At 44.0% G+C, this 20,630-nt stretch carries 18 protein-coding genes; 9 read left to right on the top strand and 9 right to left on the bottom strand.

Annotation, left to right across the window (positions count from 1 at the left end):
* Positions 1-20: 20 nt before the first annotated feature.
* From AC6RV6_RS27185 to AC6RV6_RS27175, 3 genes are all read right to left on the bottom strand, one after another.
* Positions 21-1,871: an asparagine synthase-related protein gene (locus tag AC6RV6_RS27185; RefSeq protein WP_500244031.1), complete on the bottom strand. Its 1,851-nt coding sequence runs from the start codon at positions 1,869-1,871 to the stop codon at positions 21-23.
* A gap of 137 nt (positions 1,872-2,008) precedes the next feature.
* Entirely contained in the window at positions 2,009-2,899 is an 891-nt protein-coding gene (gene crtR / locus AC6RV6_RS27180; protein ID WP_500244030.1) for a beta-carotene hydroxylase, read from the bottom strand.
* Between the two features lie 162 nt (positions 2,900-3,061).
* Positions 3,062-4,054, bottom strand: coding sequence for an endo-1,4-beta-xylanase (locus tag AC6RV6_RS27175; RefSeq protein ID WP_500244029.1), 993 nt, complete (start codon positions 4,052-4,054; stop codon positions 3,062-3,064).
* 120 nt (positions 4,055-4,174) lie between these two features.
* On the opposite strand from AC6RV6_RS27175, the gene AC6RV6_RS27170 reads away from it, so the two are divergent.
* The 4 genes from AC6RV6_RS27170 (at position 4,175) to AC6RV6_RS27155 (ending at position 6,645) form a co-directional block, all read left to right on the top strand.
* Positions 4,175-4,435 (top strand): hypothetical protein, encoded by a 261-nt coding sequence (locus tag AC6RV6_RS27170; RefSeq protein WP_500244028.1) that lies wholly within the window; start codon positions 4,175-4,177, stop codon positions 4,433-4,435.
* Between the two features lie 165 nt (positions 4,436-4,600).
* Positions 4,601-6,046 carry a sensor histidine kinase gene (locus tag AC6RV6_RS27165; RefSeq protein ID WP_500244027.1) on the top strand — a complete coding sequence of 482 codons (1,446 nt, stop codon included), beginning with the start codon at positions 4,601-4,603 and terminating at the stop codon, positions 6,044-6,046.
* 147 nt (positions 6,047-6,193) lie between these two features.
* A complete protein-coding gene (locus AC6RV6_RS27160; protein ID WP_500244026.1) occupies positions 6,194-6,355 on the top strand; it encodes a hypothetical protein in 162 nt (53 codons plus the stop codon).
* Between the two features lie 89 nt (positions 6,356-6,444).
* On the top strand, positions 6,445-6,645 hold the full coding sequence (locus AC6RV6_RS27155) for a hypothetical protein (RefSeq protein WP_500244025.1): 201 nt from the start codon (positions 6,445-6,447) through the stop codon (positions 6,643-6,645).
* A gap of 53 nt (positions 6,646-6,698) precedes the next feature.
* Here AC6RV6_RS27155 and AC6RV6_RS27150 read toward each other — a convergent pair whose 3' ends face one another.
* The gene (locus tag AC6RV6_RS27150) at positions 6,699-6,851 is read right to left on the bottom strand and encodes a hypothetical protein (protein ID WP_500244024.1); all 153 of its coding nucleotides are present in this window, start codon (positions 6,849-6,851) and stop codon (positions 6,699-6,701) included.
* Positions 6,852-6,894: 43 nt separating this feature from the next.
* On the opposite strand from AC6RV6_RS27150, the gene AC6RV6_RS27145 reads away from it, so the two are divergent.
* Positions 6,895-7,095, top strand: a complete 201-nt coding sequence (locus AC6RV6_RS27145; RefSeq protein WP_500244023.1) for a hypothetical protein — start codon at positions 6,895-6,897, stop codon at positions 7,093-7,095.
* A 321-nt stretch (positions 7,096-7,416) separates the two neighbouring features.
* Complete coding sequence (locus AC6RV6_RS27140; RefSeq protein ID WP_500244022.1) at positions 7,417-8,718, top strand: TAXI family TRAP transporter solute-binding subunit; 1,302 nt, start codon at positions 7,417-7,419, stop codon at positions 8,716-8,718.
* 61 nt (positions 8,719-8,779) lie between these two features.
* Here the strand turns inward: AC6RV6_RS27140 and AC6RV6_RS27135 are convergent, their stop codons facing one another.
* From AC6RV6_RS27135 to AC6RV6_RS27125, 3 genes are all read right to left on the bottom strand, one after another.
* A complete protein-coding gene (locus tag AC6RV6_RS27135; RefSeq protein ID WP_500244021.1) occupies positions 8,780-10,087 on the bottom strand; it encodes a hypothetical protein in 1,308 nt (435 codons plus the stop codon).
* A gap of 81 nt (positions 10,088-10,168) precedes the next feature.
* Entirely contained in the window at positions 10,169-12,481 is a 2,313-nt protein-coding gene (locus AC6RV6_RS27130) for a putative PEP-binding protein (protein WP_500244020.1), read from the bottom strand.
* Positions 12,482-12,546: 65 nt separating this feature from the next.
* Positions 12,547-13,584, bottom strand: coding sequence for a YheT family hydrolase (locus AC6RV6_RS27125; protein WP_500244019.1), 1,038 nt, complete (start codon positions 13,582-13,584; stop codon positions 12,547-12,549).
* 212 nt (positions 13,585-13,796) lie between these two features.
* On the opposite strand from AC6RV6_RS27125, the gene rpaA reads away from it, so the two are divergent.
* The gene (gene rpaA, locus AC6RV6_RS27120) at positions 13,797-14,537 is read left to right on the top strand and encodes a two component system response regulator RpaA (protein ID WP_500244018.1); all 741 of its coding nucleotides are present in this window, start codon (positions 13,797-13,799) and stop codon (positions 14,535-14,537) included.
* 46 nt (positions 14,538-14,583) lie between these two features.
* On the opposite strand, the gene AC6RV6_RS27115 is transcribed toward rpaA, so the two are convergent.
* Both AC6RV6_RS27115 and AC6RV6_RS27110 read right to left on the bottom strand, forming a co-directional pair.
* Complete coding sequence (locus tag AC6RV6_RS27115; protein WP_500244017.1) at positions 14,584-15,783, bottom strand: glycosyltransferase; 1,200 nt, start codon at positions 15,781-15,783, stop codon at positions 14,584-14,586.
* 22 nt (positions 15,784-15,805) lie between these two features.
* Entirely contained in the window at positions 15,806-17,917 is a 2,112-nt protein-coding gene (locus tag AC6RV6_RS27110) for an ABC transporter ATP-binding protein (RefSeq protein ID WP_500244016.1), read from the bottom strand.
* 109 nt (positions 17,918-18,026) lie between these two features.
* Here AC6RV6_RS27110 and recQ point away from each other — a divergent pair, with 109 nt between their 5' ends.
* Both recQ and AC6RV6_RS27100 read left to right on the top strand, forming a co-directional pair.
* Positions 18,027-20,177: a DNA helicase RecQ gene (recQ, locus tag AC6RV6_RS27105; protein ID WP_500244015.1), complete on the top strand. Its 2,151-nt coding sequence runs from the start codon at positions 18,027-18,029 to the stop codon at positions 20,175-20,177.
* A gap of 216 nt (positions 20,178-20,393) precedes the next feature.
* A complete protein-coding gene (locus tag AC6RV6_RS27100) occupies positions 20,394-20,558 on the top strand; it encodes a hypothetical protein (protein ID WP_500244014.1) in 165 nt (54 codons plus the stop codon).
* The last annotated feature ends 72 nt before the right edge of the window (positions 20,559-20,630 follow it).

Genomic DNA, 20,630 nt, shown 5'->3' with positions numbered 1-20,630 from the left:
ATATTCTTTTAGCAATAAACTTAAAAATTTCTATCAGAGCGATATTTTCCGGCAAATACTTGTTGCAACCAAATTTCCAAGGTGAGCGCCAGACTGAGCTTATCGGCAAGATTTTTCCCGTCGAGGTGATCGTGCCAAGCCTGTTGGATATTTTGCACCTGTTCGGAACTTAAATAGTTACGATAATAAGCATTGGGATCGTTCAACATTTTATCATAGAGCAAGCGAGCCGGCTGTTGGCGAATCCAGAGATTGGGGTGGATAAAATTCTGACGCTGCGATCGCGAAAGATCGGGATTCCAATTGATTCCTAAAAATTTCAGTTTGCGGGTAATTTTATTTTGTAAGCGATGAGTTGTTTTCCTGATTTTGCGATTCCAGTTGGGCGAGCCAATGGGTTCTCCAGTTCCTTGTCTGGGAATGGTTCGATAAAACTTAGGAAAGCTTGCCAGTAGCATATCTTCGTATAGTTTATTTCCTTGTTTGAGATGCAAGGGAATCGAGTAGAGAAATTCTGTTAACTGATTATCTAGAAAGGGTAAGCGAGTTTCTAGTCCGGAGACTAGACTTAAAGTAAAATCTTTGGCTAAAAATGAACGAATGCGATTATCGATATAAAGAATATGAAAAGAACTATCTAAACGATTAAAATACTCCTGAAATCGTTGTAAGATTGAGATTCTATGATCGTTAGATAAGGCAAAATTATTCAGTCCTAATCGCTTTTCAACATAATAGGAAAACTGTTCTTTTGTTAGGAGATGATCGCCGCCGACAATGCCATCGCCGCCGGCACCATGTAAGTTACTCTCATATAAGTTTAAGCGTCCGATTTCTTTGAGGATCGGCACAAAGTGCATATGGAGAATACTGCAAGAGCCATCAGTTTGCCAAATGTTACTCCCGCGAGATTGCAGCCAATTTTCGGCATTGATATCAACGGGATAAAAATTTGCTCCTTTGACTTTGGCAACCTTTTGGGCAATTTGAACATCTTCGCAGTCTGACTGACCGAGAGTAACGGTTTCGAGAGCATAATCGAGGGGAGGAATGGCGGCTAAAATGGCTCGCGAATCTAGCCCTCCGCTTAGGGTTAACCCAACTCGTTCGCGATCGCTACTGTGGCTGCGAGATTCAACGCTGAGGCGAAACCGTCGTCCTAGTTCTTCAACCAGTTCTCGGCGATCGATAGATTCTTTTAAAGGAGAAATTTCATCCCACCACCAGTATCGCTGTTGAGATAGCGATTGTTCCTCAATATTCCATGTTAAAACTGTAGCGGCAGGAAAGAGTTTAACATCGGTAAACCAAGTGCGATCGTCGATAAAATAGCGCAACCCTAAAAAGTCTTCAAGGGCATAGGGGTCAATTTGGGGTTGATATTCGGGAAGTCCGAGAACTGCTTTCAGTTCCCCACTCCAAACGAGGGCATTTTTGTAAACCGTCCAGTAGAGACGGCGCATTCCGTGGCGATCGCTAATTAGGTAAAGTTTTTGGGCATCGGTATCGTAGAGACAAGCGATAAAAACACCATCAATCTGTTTGAGAAAGGAAAAATTTTGGTTTTGTTGGTAAAGAGAGACGAATAATTCTGGATCGCTTTGAGGAGTCAGTCCGTACTGTCTGCACAGTTCATCCTGTTTGTAAAATTCTCCATCCAACCAGAGGAGATATTGTCCGCAATGATAGGGCTGGGATTGTTTTTGGAGAATATTGACATGAATGCGCGTCGCACAAACGCGATCGTTACAGAATATCTTATCCTGCTGATAAAAATCCCGATGTAGCATCATTTGCGCCATTTTCTCGATTAACCCTCTAGCATTTTCACGGAGGGAATCCGAGCAAACCAATCCAAGCAAACCGGGCATTGTTAGCTAATCTCCGACGGAAGTTAGGGTGCGATGTAGCCCGATTATAAACATTACTGACAAGGAATTGACCTCAACTTAGTATTTCTTTGGTTTGCGATCGCGGTGGGCAAAGAAATTACGGGTTACAATGCAGTTCATTCAGACTCTTTCTTTTTAGAGTGAAAGCGAATGCCGACAAAAAGATCGTAGAGAAACCCCAAAAAATCTTTGCCTTGAAAAATTCCTAATGAAAGAGGACTGCCTTTTGATTCTAACAAAGGTTTCGTCGCGCGATAAGCGGGTTGATATTTATACCAAGGAATCGACGGCCAGAGATGATGAACAAGATGATAATTTTGTCCCATAATCATCAGATTGAGGATAGGACTGGCGTAGACGCGGGCATTTTTCCAGCGACTTTGTTCGTGAAAAGGACGATGGGGAAAATAATCAAAAAAGAGTCCCAAGGTAATGCCGACGACGAGGGCGGGAACAAACCAATAGTCAACAATATAAGAGAAAAATTGATAGCGAAGGGAAACTCCAATTAAAATCGCAACACACAAGCGACTGAGAAACCATTCTAGGAGTTCGTATTTTCGCCATAAGCGGCGTTTAAAAAAGAAAACTTCGTGATAGAAGAAACGGGGTGCAATTAACCAAAGAGGACCCCCAGTAGAGACGAAATGATCCGGGTCATTTTCAGGATCGTTCACGTTGGCGTGGTGCTGAAGATGAACGCGGGTAAAGACGGGAAAGGCAAATCCTAAAATTAAAGCGCTGATATGTCCTAAAGCAGAATTAATCAGACGGTTGGCATGAGCAGAATTGTGAGAAGCATCATGAATGACCGAACCTGATAGGTGCAAGGCGAGGACATTAAGCCAAAAACTTAACCAATGGGGCCAATTTCCCAGAAAATAACCGTAACTCGATACGGCTAGGAGAATTACTGCGATCGTACAGAGAAGAACATTGGGATTAAACCCTCCTGGTGCGAGTAAAAATTCCTTGGGAACGTTCAGAGGCTTTTGCGCCACCTGCATCGTCTACCTTGCTCCTTTAACTTAAAGTTTATTTGGGTATTGTAGGATAGAATGGCTTTAAATTAAGAGTTATGAAGAAAACTAATCATTTTTGACCCATTCTCTAAGATTTCCCAGTAACGATGATTTTCCGGTATCTATTAATGAATGCGATCGGGGAGTTTACCTTTTTTCAGCATTTGCCGCTAGATTAGCTCTTTTGTACTGCTTGAGGACATTTTCGAGGGCAAAATAGGCCGGCTTGGGTTGAAAGTCGGTATCAAAGATGCAGGGCGTGGAATGAGAATCGCGTTCGGGGGGCTTGTAGAAAGCATGGCGATCGCTTAGCCCCCAGAGATTAAAACTTTTACAGCCAGAAGTGAGGGCAACATCAAGAACTTTCCCATAGGCCTTCCCTTGCAAGGCGTATTTTGCGGATGAGGGGAGATTTTGGGCGGGAGGATAAATCGGCAGAGAAACTTCGCTAATGTGCACGGAAACACCGAGGCTTTGCAGTTGTCGGATGAGATCGCGAAGTCTCCATTTTGCAATCCCAAGGGTTCTAAAAACTTCGTTATGAACCTGTAAACCCACGCCGTGAATGGGGATGCCATTCTCTTTCATTTCTTTGACCATTTGGGCGATCGCATTCCAACGAGTGATGGTGTGGAGACGATAATCGAGGTAGACGAGATGAGCGTGAGGATCGGCTTCCTGCGCCCATTGAAAGCATTTGGGGATAAAGTTCTCGATCTGACTCCAGATAGATTTGCGGATTTTGCCTTTGTCGTCGATCGCTTCGTTGACGACATCCCAAGCAGTGCAAACATCCTTGTAGCGATCGACGATGGCAAAGATGTAATCTCGCAGAGTATTTTCTAATTCGAGTGTGGTGAGTTTTCGCAACCATGAAGCGCTACTCATATGCCAGCAGAGACAATGACCTCGCATCGTGAGATTGTGAGTTTTGGCAAAGTTAGCAAGGCGATCGGCAGAGTCAAAATGATAATTTCCCGATGTCCGGCGAATCGTATTGAATTTCATCTCATATTCGGGAACGAGAAAGTCAAATTCCCTAGGTAGAAGAGTTTGTAGAGGGAAGGTTTCATCAAAGAGGTTTTTGTGATTGATGGCAGTGCCGAATTTGAAGTTAGGAAGATAGTTTTTGAGAGGCATAGATAATACATTGCTTTTGATAAATATATCGAAACAGAAATTTTTCCATTTCCAACAATAAAGTGATTATATATGAGCAATAGCTAGATAGAGTGAATTATCATCAAAAGCGATGGGAAGGTGAACTTTACGAATCTAAGTCGCTATAGCAATTATGGTAAACGAACCTATCGCCGACACTTCCACCAAGGATTGAGGTTAGAGGGAATCAACCAAGGGCTAATCGAAACAGTGATGTGTTGTAAATTGTCTCGTATTTCAATCGGCGATCGCATTGAATTGTCCAAAGCAGCAAGATTATCAAAGTTATGGGTAAAGTTACAGACGCGATCGCATTATCTCTGCATCTCACTTTATACGATAAAATTAATCTCCTATTGAGAATATTTTTTCTGTTCCCAAACTCTCTCTTTATTTAATTATCACTGGAAATGAATAGAAGCTGATTGTCGATAACTGTCCCCTCAGTGCCTTATCATCCACTTCTCAGAATGATGAGTTAGGCTGGCAGCAGATCGGAAATTCACATTTTTATCGCATCTCTCCATGCAATTCCTCCAGTGGCTTCACAAGTTTGAGCGTAACCTCGGACGGCGTTTTGACCCCCATTCCCTACAATTCCAGTTGACCATTGGTATTGCAGCAATGTCCGTATTGGGGATTAGTAGCGTTACATTTGGCGTTGCGTGGAAACTCGATAACTTAATTATTTCTTCTCATAAAAAACAAGTCGAACAATTAGCAGAACGTTTTAGCGAAAGCGTAGAAATTTATAGCGAAATGATGAGCGTAGATGAGGCGATTGAAAGAGCGATCGCTTACCTCGCAACGGAAGAAAATGCGATTTGGGTCGCACGTCCTAACGGTTCAATTGCAGCGAGATCGAAGAGTTTGACGGAAGGACAAGATCGCTTGCTCTTAGTTGCCGATCGCCAAGCGACTCCCATTCCCAAAGTTTTTAATATTCAAGATAATTATTGGACGATTTGTGCGGGAAATCTGAAAGTAAGCGGGCGCGTTGTGGGCAAAATGAACATCGCTCGCAATATTACCATCGATCGCCAAATGTTTCGCAAGCTCCTGTGGACGCTTTCCTCAGTCAGCGCGATCGCGATCGGAGTCATTACCCTTGCCATCGCCATTTACATCAAAAAATCCCTGCAACCCTTGCAGAAAATGAGCCAGTTGACCGCCAGTTTTTCCGCAGAACAATTAGGCAAAGAACAACTTTATCTCGATTCCGCCCCCAGCGAACTCCACCAACTGGAAAACGCCTTCAATCAGATGCTCGAACGCTTTCACGAATCATGGGAGCATCAGCGCCAATTCGTCAGCGACGTTTCCCACGAATTGCGAACGCCTCTCACAATTGTTTCCGGTTACTTACAAAGTACCCTGCGACGGGGAAGTAACTTAAGCGATCCGCAAAAAGAAGCCTTAACCATCGCTTCTTCCGAAGCCGATCGCACGGTACAATTGCTTGAAGACTTACTCGAACTCGCTCGCGCCGATAGCGGACACCTGCATCTTCGCAAAGAACCCGTGCTTTTAAATGATTTCAGTGCAGAAGTCGTCGCGATGGCAAAACAATATCATAGCGATCGCGAAATCGAGTTTGAAAATACCCCGCAACTCATCGAAGTTTGCGCCGATTTTAATCGCCTCAAGCAAGTCTTATTAAATTTAATCGAGAATGCCGTCAAATATTCTGAAAGCGGCCCCATTACCGTCACCATCTCTCGCGACAAAGATCGCGGTGTGATTCACGTGCGCGATCGCGGTCCGGGGATTCCCCTTCCTCAACAAACTCGTATTTTCGAGCGTTTTTACCGTCTTGATGAGGCGCGATCGCGGATGACGGGAGGAACGGGTTTGGGATTATCCATCGTGAAAACCCTCGTCGAAAGCATGGGGGGCATGATATCCGTGCGCTCTAAATTGGGTGAAGGAAGCACTTTTACCGTTTGTCTGCGCTTGGTTAATAACCAATAACAAACGGATCGCGAGGGTTGTGCATCAAAATTGCCGGAAATTGGCCCTTCCGAGCAGATTTGAACGGTCATTTGGGTTGAAGGAGGGAGGCTTTGCTCACAAGATTCTCCTAGAATTGCATCTTACTTGTTTTATTGTGCCATACCCTTGATTATTTACGGGTTTTCAAGGATCGCGATCGCCCGCAAAATCACTGATATTGAGTCAAGTTTGCGATCGCGATCGCACTCTTTTCCTAATTTTCATCATCGTAAAGCCTGTATGAACTCACTCAAAACCACCTTTTGCGATCGCATTTTCCCGCGATGAAGTTCACGCGAGTCGAGAGGCTTCGTCACGTTACTCATGGAGCAAACAGGAGATGATAAAGAAGTCGAGAGAGAAACCTAAAAAAAATCATGTTAAACCTGCAACTCATCCCCGGTGCAATTTCTGAAATCTTCGCCACAGCTTGCGATACGGGAATTTTAACTCTCAGCGATCGCTACGGTTTAATGGCAGCAATCCTCAATGAAAATCTTGATGACAATGAACGTAGAGCTATCAATCGCATTCTTCATGCCGTGCAACGAGGGAAGATCCAAATCGCTACAGTTTAATCGTTGCAATGACTTTCTCTCATATTAAGTTTCACTTGAGTTGTCAGGTCTCCCTACCCGAGCGGTTGGGGATTTTTTTGTCCATTACGATCGCAATCGCCATTCAGTGGAAATCCCGATCGCATTTCGATGTGATTTCGATCGTATAATAAAGTGCGTAAATTCACGGACACACCCGCATCGAGATCGCCGCACTCGTTCAACAAAAGCGAAATAATATAAAGTGTCGAGAGAAAAACCTCAAAAACAATGCTGAATCATCTCCTCATCCCCGGTGCAATTTCTGAGATTGTTGCTTCTATTTCGGATACAAAAGTATTGACACTGAGCGATCGCTACGGACTCATGGCTGCCGTACTCGATGAAAACCTTGATGAATACGAACGACACGCAGTGAACCGCATCCTACGTTCCGTTGCCCGAGGAAAACTCCAATTCGCGACCGATTAGAACATGAAAAAGACAAAATTTCTCTCGCATTCAGTTTTTTGTTTGAACCCTAAACAATCCTCGAACTCCCCCAGTTCGAGGATTTTTCTGGGATAAGTAGAATTATGTTACGTGACATCCCTCACATCACTGAAAAAATTCGATCGCGAGATTTCCCGACAGAGATCGATAAAAATCTTGTCTGAATGCACTTTCAACTATTCATCAAGATCGCGAGATCGCGCGATGTAATTCACACATCACGCCGTGCGAAGGGGTAATATCAAACTGGTTACCGCTTAATTTGTTTGCAATGGGAATATCCCATCAGATATCGGGTTCATGATCGACCGGAAAATCTTTGTTGCGATCGCGCTATCGAGTACCCTGATTTTTTTGGTTTCTTTGGGGGCATTTATTCGCGATCGCCGACGAGTTATTACCCTAACCCTCGCAACGGGTTCCGCCACAGGAGCCTATTATCCGTTTGGCGTGGCGATCGCGCAAACTATTGCCCAACATCAACCCAAAATTGACATTCACGTTATCCAAACGAATGGCTCTCGAGAGAATATGAAATTGCTCGAGTCTGGAGAAGTGCAACTGGCGATCGCACAAAGCGATACTCCGACCTTTCCTGCCGCTCGAGCCATTAGTATTTTATATGCCGAACTCTTTCATCTTCTGGCCACAAAACCTTCTCAAATTCAAACCATTGCCGACTTAAAAGGTAAGCGTATTGCCCTCATGCCCGAGGGAAGTGGTTCTTACGATGCGTTTTGGACAGTTGCTCGACATTATAACCTAACAAAACGAGACTTTCAGATTATCGAAATCACCCCAGAAGATGCTTTAAAAGAGTTTCATCCTAATAATATGGATGCAATTTTTCGCGTTCAACCCGTCGGCAATATGTGGACGCGAAAATTATTGCAAAAAACAGCAGGAAATCTCATTGCTATCGAGCAAGCGGCTGCCATGAAAATCCTCATTCCTTATTTGGATGAGGGAGTGATTCCCAAAGGAATTTATCAAGCATTGCCCCCCATTCCCGATCGCGATCTCGATATGGTGGGCGTACAAGCTACATTATTAACTCATAAAGCCATCAAACCGGAAATCGTGCGCGAAATTACAGAGATTCTCTATGAATACCGACATGATTTAGTTAAATTAGAACCCAGAGCTGCCGCCATCAAGCCTCCCCATGTTGGCAGTAATGTCGGGCTGCCTTTACATCGCGGGGCAAGGAGTTATTTCGAGCGAGAAAAGCCGAGTTTTTTAACTGAAAATGCCGAACTCTTCGCGTTTATGCTTTCTCTCTTAACTTTATTATTTTCTGCAATTTTTTCTTTGCGATCGGTACTCTTCCAAAAACAAAAAAATCGTGCCGATAAATACAATTTGCAAATCTTAAAACTGACCGAAGCGGCTCAAAACATTGAAGATCTCGAACAACTTCACAGTTTGCGATCGCAATTATTTGCTATTTTCCGTAAAGTGGTCGAAGATCTCGATTTAGATCGCATCACCCCCGAGTCGTTTCAGTCCTTTAGTTTCACATGGGAAGCCGCCATCAATACCATTCACCATCGCGAATTAATCACCTTAAATAAAAGCAGAGAAATGGAATCAGAAAAATAGTTATTAATTATTTCCTGTTTTCTAACTGGTGACTGGTGACTGGTTCGATGCGCGTTCCCTATTAACGCAATCTTGGAAAACTGGGCAGATCCACAGAGGCTAAAGACTTGAGTTTTTTCTGGGAACGAGGCTGAAGGGTAGGAGCAGGTGAAGGTGTAGGGGTTGGGAAATGTGCGATCGCCGAGCGATGGGCGCGATCGCTTTTTCCCTTGCGAAAATCCGGGAGAGAGACATTCAAGCCAATAGTCGGCGGTTGATGGGAATATTGAGGAGGAGTTGGAGAACTCGAAGCTGTTGTTTCCGGTACGGCTTGAGAAAACTCTCGCTCTTCTGGTTCTCGTGGAGGTCTGCTCATCGTGCGCTTGACCCAACTCGGCGGCTCTCCAATTTCCGATTGCTGATTTCTAAATTGTAACGACCACGGTTGAATGGGTTTGGGTTTCTGAGAACCCGATAAATTATGCGGTGGGGGAGTAGGTGGCGCGGCGGGAAGCATTTCTGGCGATCGCGTTGGCGAAACGACTCCAAGAGAACGAGGATCTCCGAGGGAAAATTGCGAAAAATTCTCAGACTCTGCCATTGTTTTGACTTCAGGAGCAGCAGGAGGCAAACTCAAATACTTGTCCAAAACCGATTTAAATTGCTGGGTGTGTTGTTTTTGGCGGTTGAGGCGATCGCGCAACTGTTGAGAGTTATCCGAAGCTTGTACGAGAAGTTGAGATTGTTCTTCATAGCGCTGTCGCACGAGGGCGCATTCGCGTTCCAACTGGACGATATGAGTTTGGGCAACTTCTAACTGAGAGGTGAGGGTTTCAATGAGAGAATGCTGGCGTTGGGCGACATGGTGGGAAGCTTCCAACTCTTGAAATAACAATTCGACCTGAGCTTGTGCCTCGAATAGTTCCGGATCGGGTTTGGATGAGGGGAGAGAATTTTGACGCGATCGCCGTCGTTCGGTTTCCAAGTCTTCTCGGGTTTCCGTGAGTGCCTGCTCTAAGGTTGCCACCTTTTTGAGTAATTCGCGATTGCGCTGGCGTAATTTCCGTGCCAGCGTAAACCAATCGGCCTCGTTCACGGTATGGGGATTATTGGTAAAAATTTCTTCTGAAGAGGGAAGTTGCTCGAAAACTCGTGCAGCTTGCGATTCACCCAATCCTTCTTTGGCAGAAGGTATCTCATTACCGCCTGTGGTAAAAGAGTCGGTGGAAAAAGAGTCATCAAAAGAAGATTCGCGGCCCGAGTTTTCTTCTGGTGTGGGTTGATTCTTATTGACTTCACTCATAACTTTGGATTGACCACCGTTTTCTGAACAGCAATAGTCGCGATCGAGGAAATTGTGTCGAGATGCTATCGCAAACGAATCGAGCATTCCTCTATTGTAGGATAATGCAAAAAGGGAAATCAGGAGTAGTGTATCGGGAATGAGTGCAATTTCTTCATTGATAATTGTTCATTGTTCAAGGCGTTTTCCTTCGAGTAATAAGCGCCGTTCTGCCCGAGCGATCGCTCTATAGGTGGAATTGACGGCTTCTGGTTCTACTGAAATAGCAGTAATGCCCCATTCAATGAGGCGATCGATGAGGTCGGGAGAGCGGACTGCAGCTTGACCGCATAAGGAACAAGGAATTCCTGCTTTTCGCGCTCCACGGATTAACGTTTCCAGAGCGATCGCTACGGCAGGATGAGATTCATTATAAAACTGCTCGAGTTGGGAATGTTCGCGATCGGTTCCCAATAAGAGTTGAATCAGATCGTTCGTCCCGATCGCAATGCCTTGCACCCCAGCCTCCACATAGTCCGACAGCAAAAAGATCGCCGAAGGAACTTCTAGCATTATCCACAGTTGAAAAGACGATCCTTGCAAAAGTCCAACCGCTTCCACTTGTTTGCGGGCGGCGACAAATTCCTCAACACCACGAACAAAAGGCAAAATGAGATTTATATTGCTCCATTTTTCTCGCACTTGTTGTAAGGCGGCCAGTTCTATCTCAAAGAGAGCGGAATTGAGACGATAAGTATGAGTTCCTCGGATTCCAAGAGAAGGATTGAGAGCGATTTCAGGCGATTCTGGTAAAGGCGGACATTCTGGCGATCGCCAATCTGTCGAACGATAAAAAACCGGACGCGGCGCAAAAACTTCTGCCAACCGATACAAATGTCTGACTAATTCAGCAATTAATTCTTGTCGATGATGCAACCACCACGTTAAGGACTGAGACTGCAATAACCCCAACATCATTAACTCAGAACGCAGTAAACCCACCCCATCCACCGGAAGACGAGAAGCACGTTCAAAAGAACTGGGTTGACTGAGATTCACTAGTACCTGCGTCGCAATCAGAGGAAGTTCTCCTTCTCGACCTGATAACGGGTGACGGATGACGGGTGACGGGTGACGGATGACAGGTGACGGGTGACGGTTTTCGTTTTCTGCCAAATAAATTTTCCCTTGGGTTCCATCAAGGAGAACGGATTCGCCGGTTTCCAGTAATTGTGTTGCGTCGATCGCTCCCACCAATGCAGGGATATTCAATTCTCGCGCTAAAATCGCGCCGTGACTGGTGAGATTGCCTTGTTCGAGGACTAATCCCGCCGCTTGTTCGAGTAGGGGAAACCAATAGGCTTCTAAGGTTTTTGCGACTAATATTTCCCCATCGGGGATTTTCGAATGCACGTTATCGCGAGAAACCAACACGCGCACGGGCGCGATCGCTTGTCCGGGGGAAGCACTGACTCCCGTAACAACAGGAAGCGCAACGGGAGTTGCAGAGGGAGATAATGCCCTCGGACGGGAAACAAATTCCCGTTCTTCATTCCACTGCACCAAATACAATTGCTGAGTCGTTTCTCCTCGAGATAAGACCCATTCCCAAGAAAAGTGAGGGGGTTTTTCCGACTGTATTTTTTGAGTGAGCGCAACGATCTCTGCGAGTATTTCTGGATTTAAAACATCGTTTTCCTGTTCTGCTTCTGGAAGCGTGCGGTTTTCTAGGCAATGGGATGACGAGGAAACAAATTCTTTAACAATTTGACAAATTCGCGTTTGACGACCAGAATGCTTTTTTGGGATTTCGCCAGTTGCGGGATTAATGTCATAGGTTTCCGGTTGTACTTCCCCGCGCATCCAAGTATGCCCCAGTCCTCGCGTTGCTTCAATTTGCCATTGAGTGGGGTTGGCCAATACCCGTCCCGAGGCGATCGCGTCCCCGATAGGTTGCACTAAAACCGCGATTTGAATGCGTTCGAGTTCGATACCCGCACGCTGCCAATAAAATAAACTCTTGGCTCGGAATAGTTCACTCCAAACCTGTTTGAGGGCATTCTCAAAAGACTGAGGTTCGCACCAACAGGCTCGCGATCGCAAAAATCCTTGTAAGGGAGAATCCACGGTTGAAGCAATCGTTAAGGAAGGACGCAAAATTAAGGTTTGCGTTGAAAGTTTGCGAGCAGCAAGCAGGAACTTATCGAGCCATGATGAGGGCAATGAGATTGTGATGATATCTTGGCAAATCGTGCGAGCCAGTTGTTGCAAGACGCGATAGTCATTGACATCAATATGCAGAGAAGAATCAGAAAGATCTGTCAAAATGGGCTTGGATTCTCCCGGAATCGTTAAAAATTGCTGCCATGTTGTCGTTGCGATCGCAAATCCGGGAGGAATGGGATACCCTTGTTGGAGCAATTGGCTCAAAACAAAGGCTTTTTCCCCGACTTGCGATCGTTGGGAGGGTTTGATGCGATCGAGCCATAAAAGATCGGGCATGGAGGCAGTTAGCAGTTATCAGCGATCGGTAGGGATGTTAAATTTAACGTCCGTACATTCAGTTATCAGTGAAGATTTTCCTCACAAAATTCGAGGAGTCGGTTTAAGCCCCAAAATTCATCTTCTTGAGTTGTTGGCGTGGAAATATGGGAAACGTGACCGCCTTGGGAGGTTAAGAGAAGATGAGCATGGGGATTTTGGCTCGTGCGTTTTTGAATTTCTGGAACTAAGGTGGGATCGAATAAAGGATCTTCGGCAGCGTAAACCAAGAGATAAGGACGTTCTAATTGCTCTAATAAGTAAAGACCGCTCGTTTGATAATAATAATCTTTAACGGTTTTAAAGCCATAGTAGTCGATAACCATTTCGCGATCGAAAGCCCGAATCGAATCAACTCGCTCGATTGCTTCTGGTTTAACACTCTGGGGAAAGCGATCGCCCCGCAATTCGGCCGCTTGGCGTAATTCCCGCGCTAAAACCCCTTCGATGATGCGCCCGATGGGACTTTGCACCAAATGAGTTAAGGAGCGATCGCTTTCTAAGTTGGGGGATAAAACCGCAGCAGTCCGAATATAAGAACATTTCTCTTCCCGGGCTGCTTTTAAACCCCACAAGGAAAGCTGCCCTCCCAAGGAAAAACCCGTTAAGGCGACACGAGGCGGACAACCCAACTGCACCAACTGTTCGGCGAGTTTGACTAAATCAAATCCTTCGTGCCAACCATCGGAAGACGGAACGGGAGAGAGTTCTGCGCTTTTACCATGCGATCGCCAATCGTAAACTAAAACCGCCCAACCTCGGACGTAGGCTTTACGGGCAAGTGTACGAGCATACCATGCTGTTTTTAAATCTCCTGTAATGCCATAGGTAATTATCATCGTACCTATAGCATGAGGCGGACAACTCCACAATCCCCATAAGGGAACATCTTGAAACCCCACAAAGCAATGTTCCTGCCAAGGGATGGGGGGCAATTTTCGCAGCCACGGCGATCGCTCCCCCAGTTTTGTCCAAATTTGCCCATAAGTATAGGTGGTAAAAAGGGTTTGTATTAATCCGTGCTTTAAATACCAAGTCGGATGATAAGGAATCGCCAATTCCATAGCGGGCATTCTCCAACGATCTTTTGTTAAGAAAGCATAAAATAACAGGGTGAATTTCTGAAACTCGGTCAAAAAACTGCGATGGAGAGAGGAAAGAAGGTGAAATTACCCCTTATACTTATAATCAATACAGAAAACTTTACTTTCTGCGTGCAGTTCTTATTAAACCGCAACAGATTTTAAAATTATCCGATAACCCTAATTCTCTAGCCATGCCTCGAATACTGGTCATTGACGACGATCCCGCAATTTCAGAATTGGTCTCCATCAACTTAGAGATGGCTGGATACGATGTGAATCTGGCTAGTGATGGTATCAAAGGTCAAGCACTAGCCGTGCAACTGCAGCCAGATTTAATTATGTTGGATTTAATGCTGCCCAAAGTTGACGGCTTTACGGTCTGCCAACGATTGCGACGAGACGATCGCACGGCGGATATTCCCGTTCTCATGCTCACAGCACTGGATCAAACCGCCGATAAGGTGGGTGGATTTAATGCTGGTGCTGATGATTACATGACAAAGCCTTTTGAACTCGAAGAAATGCTGGCTAGAGTTCGCGCTCTATTGCGGCGCACCGATCGCATTCCTCAAGCGGCCAAACATTCAGAAATTCTCAGTTACGGACCGCTAACCCTCATTCCCGAACGCTTTGAGGCCAACTGGTTCGATCGAACTGTAAAGTTAACGCATTTGGAATTTGAACTGCTGCACTGTTTATTACAACGCCACGGCCAAACGGTTTCTCCTAGCGAAATTCTCAAGGAAGTTTGGGGCTACGATCCCGATGATGATATTGAAACCATTCGCGTTCACATTCGCCACTTGAGAACGAAACTCGAACCCGATCCTCGCCATCCCAAGTTTATCAAAACTGTTTATGGGGCAGGTTATTGTTTGGAATTACCGGGAATCGAACGGGAGGAGATGGCAGAAAATTCGGTAACAGCTTAGATATGTAACGAGCAAGCGACTCCATCTCATTCTTGTTGTGGTTCTTTTACTTGAACCACTCGTGGATTCCTTCTGGAGATTCAATTCGTTGTAATATTTTAGTAATACGATTTTCCCAAGAATATTCTTTGATTAATTCGGGGGGATGAATTGATTCGATCTCCCATTGAGGATATTTTTCTAAAGTTTGTCGCAATGCTTGCGAGAAGCGATCGGGGCGATCGGGTTCGCACCAAGCTGAAATTAAAGGAGAAGAAACAAATTCTTGCAAAGAAAAAATACGGGTTGAAACAATGGGTTTTCCAGCCGCAATATAGTCAAATAATTTTAAAGGCGAAGTCCAATTGGCGGCTTGTCCGGATAAATGAGGATAAAGTAGAGCGTCTGAGGCTTGTAATAAACTCGCCAAGCGTTCTTGTGGCAAGAAACCCAAGAGTATAACATTGTTAATCTGTTGTTCTTGAATTTTGGCTTGATATGCTCGAATGCGAGCCTCAGATCCCCCGGCAAGAGCAAATAAAACATCCGGTTGAGTCGGGGCAATTTCTAACAAGAGATCGATCCCTTTAAAAGTTTCTAATGCTCCTGCATAAGTTGCTAAATAGCGATATTTTTCTCCTAATAAATCCTTGCGCCACGCGATCGCAGCTTCCGGTTTTCTCTCGAAGAAAGACTGGTTATAGCCATTGTGGAGTTTAATGACTTTCTCCTCCGGCATGCCATTTTCCAGTAAATTTTCCAAGACGCGATCGGCCATGGTAACAGCAACTTTAAAGAAAGCACTATTAACAATTTCTGGTTCGTATGCCTTTTTTTCAAGATGATGTTTTTCGTAGATAGCTGGAATGCCATTTTTAACGGCAGCTTTAATGAAATTCCAATCTCGCGAGTGAACTAATCCTGTCTGACGGCGTAATTGAAAAGGTAAGTAATATTTACAAGCAATGGTATTGGAATTCGCCCATTTTCCTTTAACGCGATCGCTAAACGGAGGAATGGGCAAAGGGAGTAATTGAAGTCGATTTTGGAGATTATAATACTTTCGCAAGGCTTCATCAACGGTTCGGGGTTGAAAGGAAAATAAATGAGGCCAAGGATTTAAAAATTGCCAGTCTTTTTGAAAATGAACGAGAACTGCAGGATAACCTAAATTTGCTGCAGCATTGGCAGAATGAGCGACTTGAACCAAATGAGCTTCCGGTTTGGGGAGCGTTTCTCCCACAAAGAAAAGATAATATTTTTTCATTTTTGCATCGGTGGTGTGGGTATTATTTCGAGAGGTTTATTTTCTGCTGGTCATCAAAAAATGACAGTGTTTTCAGCAGTTCCAAGGCAGAAGCATAGGATTCTTCTAGTAATTCTTGGGTTTCTTCTGGGGTATCGGCGAGATCGTCTGTTACTAATTGCAAAGAACCTAACATGGCATTGAGTTGAGTGCGGACTTTATAAGAAAGACGCGATCGCAGTTCGTGCGACGCGCGAATAGAAGCGCGAATGAGGGCTTCATTGGTGGGTAAAATAACATTTTGCGTCTTTTTCTTCTTGCCAAATTGCAGATCGTAAAGTTTGGCATATTGACCGTCAAGTGCGAGCAATTCCTCGTGAGAACCTTCTTCAACAATTCTCCCACGTTCCATAACCACAATTTTAGATGCTTGTTGAATTGTCGAAAGACGGTGAGCAATCACAATCGTCGTGCGATCGCGACACAATTCATCAATGGCTTCTTGAACTAATCGTTCGGATATCGTATCTAAAGCACTTGTTGCTTCATCGAGAATGAGAATATCTGGATTTCTTAATAATCCTCGCGCGATCGCAATTCTCTGTCGTTGACCCCCAGAAAGCATGACTCCGCGATCGCCAATCTGAGTCTTGAATCCTTGGGGTAAATCCATAATAAATTCATAAGCATTGGCTTGTTTTGTCGCAGTAATAATTTCTTCTTCTGTCGCATTTTCTCGTCCGTAAGCAATATTGTAGCGAATGGTATTATCAAACATAAAAGTATCTTGACTGACGACCCCCAAAGATTTTCTTAAATCGTAGAGCTTGAATTCTTTCAGGTCGATACCATCTAGAGTAATTTGTCCGGCAACCGGATCGTAATACCTCGGAATTAGATCTGCTAATGTCGATTTTCCTGCCCCAGAAGACCCGACTAAAGCCACTGTTTTTCCTTTGGGAATCCAGAGATCGATTTTTTTTAACACCAACTCTGAATGACCGGGATAAGCAAAATCAACCCCTGAAAAACGAATCCCTTGTTGTAGAATTTTGTAGTTGCGATCGCCATTTTCCATGAAGGGTTTATCATCTAACCGTAAAAAATTGGCGACAATTTCTGCACTAGGGGCTGTATTAGAAAATTTACTCCGACTATTATTTAACTGACCGACAAAAGGAATTAAGCGAAATAAAGTGACTAAATAAATCAACAAAATAGTTGAAACCGATTGCAATTGTTCGCTAAAAAGATAACGACCAATAATGACAATTGCTAAGACAGTGATAATTCCCAAACATTCATTAAGTGGGGAAATTATCGCAAAACTTGCTTGGGATTTTAGATCGGCTTCTTCTCGTTGTCTAATAAAAACCTCTAGGTTTTCATATTCTTCGTCTTCCGTACTTGCTGTTTTAATCACACGCATTCCCGATAATATTTCCATCAGTCTTTTTGTGTACTGACCGGATTTTTTCGAGAGGATTTTACCATATCCTTTAGAGCGATTAATTAAATACTGATTGCTTAAAGTGACACCCAGTAATAAGAGAGTAGAAATTATCGTTAACTGCCAAGATAAAGTCAACAAAATCCAGAGAAAAGCCAAAATTGTAATGACATTGGTTATTATTGTAATGGCAACCTTTATCGCTTGAATCGTTCGTCCCATCTCTTGATTGAGGATATTAATAAGATTGCCACTTTCAATTTTGCTGTAAAAATCCAGATCGATGTCTAATAATATTTTTATCCCAGCAAGACGCATCTCGAGAGCAAGAGACCGCAAAAAATAATTAGCAACAATACCTGTTAAATAAATGGCTAAATTTTTGAAAATAATTGCGAGTAAAACGGTACCGAGCATAGCTGCAAATTTGAAATCTCCCGGAAACTGCTCGAAAAAAGCCATGCTTTTTCGGAGAAGCATGGGTCCTTTTTCAAGGAGTCCGGTGTCCTGCCCTAAGAACCCTAATAAAAGCGGAACGATTAATGCCGTACTGACTCCATTAAAGATTGCCCCAGAAAATCCCAAAATCACTGTCAAAAACATTAATAGAGGATATCTCAGAGCATATTTCAGTAACAATTGATGAGAACTCATAATAATCTTGATTAAGGGATAATGGGCAAAGGGTAAAGGGTAAGAACGCATTTCTCTTTTGCTCCCTTCTTCTCCTTCTCTCTTTTTTGCTTCTCTGTTTCTCTTTGGTGTCTTGCTTCTTCATGCTCCATAATGCAATGATGGGTCAAAACAAGTAATCATGTATCAACCAAATACCCTCGAAACTTATCTCAAACAATACTTCGGTTACGATACCTTTCGACCGGGGCAACGCCAAATTATTGAGGAAGCCTTGCAAAATCGAGATTTATTGGCCGTTATGCCTACAGGGGGAGGAAAATCCCTTTGCTTTCAATTGCCAGCTTTGCTCAAATCGGGTTTAACAGTCGTTGTCTCTCCCCTCATCGCACTGATGCAAGATCAGGTAGACACCTTGTTAAACAATGGAATTGGGGCGACATTTCTCAATAGTAGCTTGGAATGGGAAGAAGTGCGATCGCGAGAACGGGAAATCCTCCGAGGGAGAATAAAGCTACTTTATATTGCCCCAGAAAGATTGTTGAGCGAGTCGTTTTTACCCTTTTTAGAAAGCGTGCGATCGCGGGTAGGAATTTCTGCTTTTGCAGTGGATGAAGCGCATTGCGTCTCGGCGTGGGGTCACGATTTTCGTCCGGAATATCGCCAACTGCAATTCTTGCGCCACCGCTATGAGGAAATTCCTGTTTTCGCGTTTACGGCAACAGCAACGAAGCGAGTTCGCGAGGATATTTGCACGCAACTCGCTCTTAATAGTCCGCGTATTTATATTGCAAGTTTTAATCGCCCTAATTTATATTATGAAATCAAACGTAAAAGCCGTCAAAGTTACAATCAACTTTTACAAGCCATTCGCGCTCAAAAAGGAGCATCGGGAATCATTTATTGTTTGAGTCGCCGCCGAGTAGATGAGATTGCTCTGCGATTAGAAAAAGATGGCATTTCTGCCCTTCCCTATCATGCAGGAATGGAGTCTCAAAAGAGAAGCCAAAATCAAAACCGTTTTATCCGAGACGATGTACAAGTTATTGTCGCAACTGTTGCTTTTGGTATGGGAATTAATAAACCCGACGTGCGTTTTGTTTTTCACTATGACTTGCCGCGAAATTTAGAAGGATACTATCAAGAATCGGGACGGGCAGGACGAGATGGAGAACCGGCAAACTGCATTCTTTTCTACAGTCCGGGAGATAAACCTCGCATTGATTATCTCATCGAGCAAAAATCCGATGAGAATGAACAGCGTCTTGCCAGACAGCAATTGAGTCAAATTGTAGACTATGTAGAAGGTACGGAATGCCGCCGCACGATTCAATTACGTTACTTTGGAGAACAATTTTCAGGAAACTGCGAAAACTGCGATAATTGCCGCAATCCCCAACCAATTGAAGATTGGACGATTGAAACACAAAAATTTCTTTCTTGCTTGTATCGCTGTCAACAAAAATTTGGTATGGTTCATATTATTGATGTGCTGAGAGGGTCGAGAAAAAAAAAGGTTTTGGATTACGGACATCATTTACTTTCGACTTACGGGATCGGTAAAGATAGAAGTGTAGAGCAATGGAAACACCTTGCACGATCGCTGCTACATCAAGGGCTATTAAACGAAACGACCGACGGCTACCGCGTTTTAAAATTAAATAAAAAGAGTTGGGAAGTTCTTAAAAAACAGCGATCGGTGAACATCGCCGTTCCGCAAAAAACGAAGACAAAAACGGCAACAGAAGCCAATCCTCGACAGATTGAGGCAGAATTATTATTCGATCGCCTGCGCTTATTACGAAAACACCTCGCCGATGCTCAATCTGTTGCCCCTTATATCATTTTTGCCGATTCCAGCTTGCGCGTGATGGCTCGTCAATGCCCGCAAAACCGAGAAGATTTTGCCCAAGTTCCGGGAGTGGGGGCGCAGAAATTAGAACGCTATGGCGATCGCTTTATCTCAGAAATTCGCGAGTTTTGCCAAGAACACAAACCGCCGATTCCTGTTGCCTCCGATACGCAAATGACAACCCTGGGATTGTATCAACAGGGATTAAACTTAGCAGAAATTGCTCGAGAACGAGGTTTGCGTTCTAGTACTATTGCCTCTCATTTAAGCGAATTAATTGAAATGCGACAGCCGATCGACCTCGATCGCCTCGTTTCTCCTCAACGACAAAAAATTATTATTACCGCGATCGAAAAAGTCGGCGATCGAGCCTTGACTCCCATTCGAGATATTTTGGGAGACGAGTATAGCTATGAAGAGATTCGCTTGACGCGATCGCAGTGGCGCAGGGAACGAGAAGACGAACAAGATCCATTTTGAAATCTTCTTCTCAGCAAAGCGATCGTACCTATCTCACTATGTTGAATCTCTTGAAATTGAAAGTTTGACCAGATAATTGTTACGAAATATTACGGATTTTTACTGAGAACTATCTCTCGTGATGCCGAAAATTGGGCATTTTTACGGATTTATTGATTGATGAGTAGATAGAAAAAATGATATTCCTCACTCTACTATATTTTTCAAGTCGAGTTTTTGCTCAATTCCGACTTTGTAGACGATCGCACTTCTTACACTCATTCTTTAGCTTCTCCCGATGAAATTCTTATCTCGCTGGTTTGGTCAAAAGCAAAAAAACACGACTCCCAACACGATTCGCGCTACTCGGAAAGCGCAGAAAAGGAAAAAACCGGGAGATAATTTCCAAACCTTCATCCTAGTGGTCTGTCAAGTTTGAATTGAAGGATAAAGTTTTTTAAGTTTAATACGAGC

This window comes from Spirulina sp. LEGE 11439, assembly GCF_059821285.1.
This window is presented reverse-complemented; position numbering and strand designations above follow the sequence as displayed.

Bases quoted from the DNA above. Each gene is read 5' to 3' on its own strand.
- AC6RV6_RS27185 (WP_500244031.1), bottom strand. From the start codon at position 1,871: ATGCCCGGTTTGCTTGGATTGGTTTGCTCGGATTCCCTCCGTGAAAAT.
- crtR (WP_500244030.1), bottom strand. From the start codon at position 2,899: ATGCAGGTGGCGCAAAAGCCTCTGAACGTTCCCAAGGAATTTTTACTC.
- AC6RV6_RS27175 (WP_500244029.1), bottom strand. From the start codon at position 4,054: ATGCCTCTCAAAAACTATCTTCCTAACTTCAAATTCGGCACTGCCATC.
- AC6RV6_RS27165 (WP_500244027.1), top strand. From the start codon at position 4,601: ATGCAATTCCTCCAGTGGCTTCACAAGTTTGAGCGTAACCTCGGACGG.
- AC6RV6_RS27155 (WP_500244025.1), top strand. From the start codon at position 6,445: ATGTTAAACCTGCAACTCATCCCCGGTGCAATTTCTGAAATCTTCGCC.
- AC6RV6_RS27145 (WP_500244023.1), top strand. From the start codon at position 6,895: ATGCTGAATCATCTCCTCATCCCCGGTGCAATTTCTGAGATTGTTGCT.
- AC6RV6_RS27140 (WP_500244022.1), top strand. From the start codon at position 7,417: ATGATCGACCGGAAAATCTTTGTTGCGATCGCGCTATCGAGTACCCTG.
- AC6RV6_RS27135 (WP_500244021.1), bottom strand. From the start codon at position 10,087: ATGCTCGATTCGTTTGCGATAGCATCTCGACACAATTTCCTCGATCGC.
- AC6RV6_RS27130 (WP_500244020.1), bottom strand. From the start codon at position 12,481: ATGCCCGATCTTTTATGGCTCGATCGCATCAAACCCTCCCAACGATCG.
- AC6RV6_RS27125 (WP_500244019.1), bottom strand. From the start codon at position 13,584: ATGGAATTGGCGATTCCTTATCATCCGACTTGGTATTTAAAGCACGGA.
- rpaA (WP_500244018.1), top strand. From the start codon at position 13,797: ATGCCTCGAATACTGGTCATTGACGACGATCCCGCAATTTCAGAATTG.
- AC6RV6_RS27115 (WP_500244017.1), bottom strand. From the start codon at position 15,783: ATGAAAAAATATTATCTTTTCTTTGTGGGAGAAACGCTCCCCAAACCG.
- AC6RV6_RS27110 (WP_500244016.1), bottom strand. From the start codon at position 17,917: ATGCGTTCTTACCCTTTACCCTTTGCCCATTATCCCTTAATCAAGATT.
- recQ (WP_500244015.1), top strand. From the start codon at position 18,027: ATGTATCAACCAAATACCCTCGAAACTTATCTCAAACAATACTTCGGT.